This is a genomic window from Halohasta sp. A2 (genome assembly GCF_056175805.1).
Genome location: NZ_JAQFWV010000153.1, coordinates 1 through 1,611, shown reverse-complemented (window position 1 = coordinate 1,611; position 1,611 = coordinate 1). Strand labels below are relative to the sequence as shown.

The 1,611-nt window shown below is 54.6% G+C and carries 1 protein-coding gene; it reads left to right on the top strand.

What is annotated here, in order from left to right; all coding sequences use genetic code 11:
• The first annotated feature begins 108 nt into the window (after positions 1–108).
• Positions 109–1,500: an IS1182 family transposase gene (locus tag O2S87_RS18525; protein WP_475410196.1), complete on the top strand. Its 1,392-nt coding sequence runs from the start codon at positions 109–111 to the stop codon at positions 1,498–1,500.
• Positions 1,501–1,611: the final 111 nt, after the last annotated feature.

The window sequence follows — 1,611 nt, the reverse complement described above, 5'->3', positions numbered from 1 at the left end:
CAGCCTGTCCAAGAAACACCGACAGAAACGTCAGATTCTGTAGCTCTTGAGCGTTCATCACGGCAAATTTATCTAGCTGAAAACACTATACTGCGTAAGGATTTACTCGTGACGTTTAATTTTATCCGATACAATCAAGATCAGCAACACCTTCTGCCGAAGAACGTCACAGAGTGGGTCAAAGAAGATAGCCTCGAACGCTACGTTTCGGATGTTATTGATCATCTTGACAACGAGGGCCGGCTCAACCCCTTCTATCCGGAACCACGGGAGGACGGCCGCGGGCGGCCGTCCTTCCACCCCGTGATGATGCTCAAAGTCCTCGTCTTCGGCTACTGTATCGGCATCCGAAGTTCCCGAAAACTCGACCGACTCCTCGAACGTGACATCGCGTTTCGCTACCTTGCTGCGAATCAACAGCCCGACTTCCGCACGATCAGTCTCTTCCGCAAGAACCACCGCAAGGAGTTCGAACACCTCTTCGTTGAGATTCTTCGTCTCTGTCGGGAAGCTGGGATGGCTAAGATGGGCGAAGTCGCCCTGGACGGCCGTCGCGTCCAGGGCGACGCTGCCCTTGATCAAAATCGGACTCGTGAGCAAATTACCGAGGAAATTCAAGACATTCTTGAGGAGGCTGCCGAGATTGACGAGGCCGAAGATGATGAATACGGCCCTGAACTGCGCGGAGACGAGCTCCCGGAAGAACTCCGGGAGCAAGAAGATCGACTGAAGCGACTGCAGGAAGCCAAGGCTCGACTTGACGCCAAAGAACAGCAACTCACCGAGGAGCAAGCCGAGAAAATCCGCCAGAGACAACAAGAGGAAGACGAAATGGGTCGGAAGAAGCGTGGCCGGAAGCCCACACCTCCGGAGGAGGTGGAGCTTCCGGAGGACACAAGAGCAAACACAACAGATCCAGCGAGCCAAACACTCAAAACCAGAAATGGTTGGAAACAAGGCTACAACGGTCAAGCAATGGTGGACTGCAACACACAGATTATTGTTGCTCAGGAGATCACTACCGATGCAAACGATGTCCAGCAACTCAAGCCGATGCTGAAGAGTTGTGAAGAAGTCAACGGCAAGCGCCCGGAGAAGGCGCTTGCCGATGCCGGGTACTGGAGCAAAGCGAACGCACAGCTAGCGGATGGGCAGACAGAACTGTTCATTGCCACGACCAAAGACTGGAAACGACGGAAGAAGCTCCGAGAAGCGGATCCGCCGCGGGGGCGGATCCCCAAGTGGTACGGTTCAAAAGAACGCATGGAGCGGAAACTCCGGACAAAACGAGGCAAGAATATTTATCGCAAGCGTAGCCAGAGCGTAGAGGCAGTGTTCGGTCAGCATGTGACTCGCGGCTGTGACCGGTTGCTGTTGCGCGGAGAGACAGGAGCACAAGCAGAGTGGTCGTTGTTCTCGGCGACACACAACCTCCTGAAACTGTGGCGGTCCGGCCGAGGGCCGGACGGCCACGAAGTGGCATCCGCGATCGCTAGGTAGCTGAACTCGATTTTCTTTTCGACAACACTACTGAATCGGTTTGTCAATTTGTGCAGCGGTGTCTTCGGCCGATATCAGGTGTCGGGTGGTGTGGAATTCTTAGACAGGCTC